This is a genomic window from Pseudomonas sp. P5_A2_2 (assembly GCF_054177685.1).
Map to the genome: position 1 here is coordinate 1 of NZ_JBGCUL010000407.1, position 3,982 is coordinate 3,982.

A 3,982-nucleotide genomic window follows, 5' to 3' on the forward strand; every position below is an offset into this window, starting at 1 on the left:
CGCGTACACAGTTACGAACATGATCCCAAGGCCGCCTCCTACGGGCTGGAAGCGGCGGAAAAACTCGGGCTCGATYCGGCGCAGGTGTTCAAGACCTTGCTGGCTGCCAGCGAAAAAGGCGAGTTGCTGGTGGCCGTGGTGCCGGTTGTCGGCAGCCTGGACTTGAAAGGGCTGGCCCACGCCGCGGGCGTGAAAAAGGTCGAAATGGCCGACCCGGCGGCAGCGCAGCGCTCTACTGGTTATCTGTTGGGCGGGATCAGTCCGCTGGGGCAGAAAAAGCGTTTGCGTACCTTCATTGATAATTCGGCCCAGCCCTTCGCCAGCATTTTTGTCAGTGCGGGCCGACGTGGGCTGGAAGTCGAGCTGGCACCGGCGGTGCTGGCCGAACACACCCAGGCGAAGTTTGCCGATATCGGTCGGGTGTGAGCGCTGTATGGTGAAAATCTGCCCGCTCTGTCACTGGCGCTCGTTCGGCCGGCGCTGCATGCTCAGCGGACAAACCAAGGGAGAAGGTTATGCAGCTTGAGTTTCATCAGGTCGACGCGTTCAGCAATCAGCCGTTCAGTGGTAACCCGGCGATGGTCTATCGGCTCGATACCTGGCTCGCCGATGAATTGATGCAAAAGATTGCCGCCGAGCACAACCTCGCCGAAACGGCGTTTGTCGTGCGCGAAGGGCAGGGCTGGCACATCCGCTGGTTTACGCCGACCACCGAGGTGCCATTGTGTGGTCACGCGACGCTGGCTAGCGCCTATGTGTTGTTTGAGATCTATAAAGAGCCCGTCGAGCGACTGGACTTCACCTGCAAATCCGGACCGTTGAGCGTGACCCGTGAAGGTGGGCGGTTGTGGCTGGACTTTCCGGCCATCGTGCCGACGCAAGTGAGCGACATTCTGGCTGCCGAACGTGCACTGGGTGTGAAAGCCCTGGAGGTACTTGGCTCAAACGAGCTGTTCGTGGTGCTTGAATCCGAGCAGGACGTGCTCGACTGCAAGCCGGACATGGTTGCCCTGGCGAAATTGCCATGGCTGGGCGCCATCGTGACGGCCCGAGGCAGTCAGCACGATTTCATCTCTCGCTATTTCGCACCGGCAATCGGCATCAATGAAGACCCGGTGACCGGATCGACCCATTGCCTCCTGATCCCGTACTGGTCGAAACGCTTGGACAAGTCGAACCTGACGGCTTTTCAGCGTTCGGCGCGGGGTGGGGAATTGTTCTGTCGACTGGAAGGCGATCGAGTGAAGATCGGCGGAAATGCGACGCTCGTGGCGAGCGGGACGCTGATGTTGGGCTGATCCAAAACCACTGTAGGAGCGAGCCTGCTCGCGATAGCGGTATCACATTCAACAGAGGTGTTGACTGATCCAACGCCATCGTCGGAACGCCGCCCGGAGCAAGCTCGCTCCCACAGGGATTGTGTTGTTTAGCTAGCGGTGCTGTAACGCCGGACACCTGGTTCAACAGCGGGAATCTGCGCCGCCGTGCTGCCGGACGCCTGGAACAGCACCAGGTGTTCAGCCGCGACACGAATACCCACATCCGCCCCAACCTGGCGATCGACATGGCTCGGGAAGATTGATTCCAGCTGTGCGCCTGTCGGCAGCTGCAAGCGATACAGGGTCGACGCACCCAGGAACGTCTTACCGGCAATTCGCGCCTTCAGTGCGCTGTCCGGCGCGTACACGATGTCGTCCGGACGCAGCAGCACGTCCACGGCACCGCCTACCGGCCAGGTGTAGGCCCGGTTGCCGCGCAATTCGCCGAGCTCGGTTTGCACCGATTCCGGGCTGCTCAACTGACCGCGAATGAAATAGCCCTGGCCGATGAAACTCGCCACGAAGGGTGTCAGCGGTTCGTGATACAGGTTGTAGGGCGTATCCCACTGTTCCAGGCGACCTTCCTTGAACACGCCAACGTGGTCACTGACTGCGAAGGCTTCTTCCTGGTCGTGAGTCACCAGAATCGCGCTGGTGCCTCGGGCCTTGAGGATGTCGCGTACTTCGTGGCTGAGCTTGCGGCGCAATTCACCATCGAGGTTGGAGAACGGCTCGTCGAGCAACAGCAATTGCGGATCTGGCGCCAGTGCGCGGGCCAGGGCGACGCGTTGCTGCTGGCCACCTGAAAGCTCGTGGGGGAAGCGCTTGCCGAGGTTCTTCAGGTTGACCAGTTCCAGCAGTTCTTCGGTAACGCGATCCTTTTGCGGATGCTTGCGAATGCCGAAGGCGATGTTGTCGGCCACGCTCAAATGCGGAAACAGCGCGTAGTCCTGGAACACCATGCCAATGCGACGTTTCTCCGGAGCAAGGGTGAAGCCGGCGCTGGAGATGGTTTCGCCCGCCAGCTGGATTTCGCCTTCATGTACCGGTTCAAAGCCGGCAATCGCCCGTAGTGTGGTGGTCTTGCCGCAGCCCGAAGAGCCGAGCAGGCAACCGATGTCACCAGCGTTCAGATGCAGGTTCAGGTTCTGTACTACACGCTGGTCCTGATAGCCGCAGGCGAGGTTGCGCAGGTTAAGCAGTAAAGGCTGGCTCATGCGTGGTGGTACGCCGGTTCGACGAGAAACTCGAGCAAGGCCTTTTGCGCGTGCAGGCGGTTTTCGGCTTGATCCCAGGCCACCGAACGTTTGTCGTCGAGCAGGTCGACGCTGATTTCTTCGCCGCGGTGCGCCGGCAGGCAATGCATGAACAGTACGTCTTCAGCGGCCAGGTCAAGCAGGGCGCGGTTGACCTGGTACGGTGCGAACAGCTTCAGACGCTTGGCGGTTTCTTCTTCCTGACCCATGGAGGTCCAGACGTCGGTGCTCACCAGGTGTGCACCGCGCACGGCTTCTTTCGGGTCGCGAACGATGGAGACCCGATCGCCGGCCTTGGCCACGAATTCAGGATTGGGCTCGTAGCCTTCCGGGCAGGCCACGCGCAACTGGAAGTCGAACTGGATCGCCGCTTCTATATAACTGTTGCACATGTTGTTGCCGTCGCCGATCCAGGCCACGGTCTTGCCCTGGATGGAGCCGCGGTGTTCGAGGAAGGTCTGCATGTCCGCCAGCAACTGGCACGGGTGCAGGTCATCGGACAGACCGTTGATTACCGGTACGCGGGAGTTGGCGGCGAATTCGGTCAGGTTGCTGTGGGCAAAGGTACGGATCATCACTGCGTCGAGCATGCTCGACATGACGATGGCGCAATCGCCGATCGGCTCGCCACGGCCCAGTTGGGTGTCGCGTGGCGACAGGAAGATCGCCTGGCCGCCGAGCTGGATCATGCCAGCCTCGAAGGAGATCCGGGTGCGGGTCGATGATTTCTCGAAAATCATCCCCAGGACGCGGTTTTTCAGAGGCTCGAACAGTACGCCGCGGTTACGCAGGTCCTTGAGCTCAACGCCTCGACGGATCACGCTGACCAGCTCTTCGGGCGTGCAATCCATCAGGGAGAGAAAGTGCCTTGCGCTCATCATTGACTACCTTTTTGCTACAAACCGCAGATGCTCAAAGCCTTGTTTAACGGAACAACGGGCGAGACCTGCGGCGTAAGCCGCACGGGGCGACGAAATAGGGGAAGGCGCGATCTTATAATTAAATGTCGCGTCTTACCAATAGGGCTACAGTTTTTAGGGAGTTTCAGAGGTGCTACGGGTTCACCGAGGTAGCGCTTTTGAAGCCTGTTTCCTGATAGCAGCGACCCATTTGTACACCGGCCTCTCGGGGCTTGGCAATCAAGCGGGGCGGCAATGGTACGCTGACAGTCGGTTTCTGACCTGTCATTCATCAGTACCGGGCTCGACGAACGGCCCCCACGAGCCGATTGAAACTCTTCAGGAAATTCAGCTGCAGGCGCCACCCGGGCTACCTTCGAACTGAACTCCGGTGGCCATCGGCTGGCCTGATATCCACCGATTCACAAGACGCACGTCGCTGGCGTGGCGGCGGGTCTGGCGCCATAGTTTTGTTTCCGCGGCCAACGTTGCCCGCCCATAACAAGAC

Annotated in this window: 4 protein-coding genes; 2 read left to right on the forward strand and 2 right to left on the reverse strand. The window is 60.1% G+C overall.

Annotated features, from left to right (window positions below; all coding sequences use genetic code 11):
- Together ybaK and ACXRVY_RS19355 are read left to right on the forward strand one after the other, a co-directional pair.
- Nucleotides 1-426, forward strand: a 426-nt coding sequence (ybaK, locus tag ACXRVY_RS19350) for a Cys-tRNA(Pro) deacylase (protein WP_458238008.1), incomplete at its 5' end; no start/stop codon positions are given.
- 89 nt (nucleotides 427-515) lie between these two features.
- Nucleotides 516-1,298, forward strand: a complete 783-nt coding sequence (locus ACXRVY_RS19355; RefSeq protein WP_223459929.1) for a PhzF family phenazine biosynthesis protein — start codon at nucleotides 516-518, stop codon at nucleotides 1,296-1,298.
- 128 nt (nucleotides 1,299-1,426) lie between these two features.
- Here the strand turns inward: ACXRVY_RS19355 and ACXRVY_RS19360 are convergent, their stop codons facing one another.
- Together ACXRVY_RS19360 and argF are read right to left on the reverse strand one after the other, a co-directional pair.
- Nucleotides 1,427-2,536, reverse strand: a complete 1,110-nt coding sequence (locus ACXRVY_RS19360) for an ABC transporter ATP-binding protein (protein ID WP_223459932.1) — start codon at nucleotides 2,534-2,536, stop codon at nucleotides 1,427-1,429.
- Nucleotides 2,533-3,453, reverse strand: coding sequence for an ornithine carbamoyltransferase (gene argF, locus ACXRVY_RS19365; RefSeq protein WP_223459934.1), 921 nt, complete (start codon nucleotides 3,451-3,453; stop codon nucleotides 2,533-2,535). The genes ACXRVY_RS19360 and argF overlap by 4 nt, the downstream gene beginning before the upstream one ends.
- Between the last annotated feature and the right edge of the window lie 529 nt (nucleotides 3,454-3,982).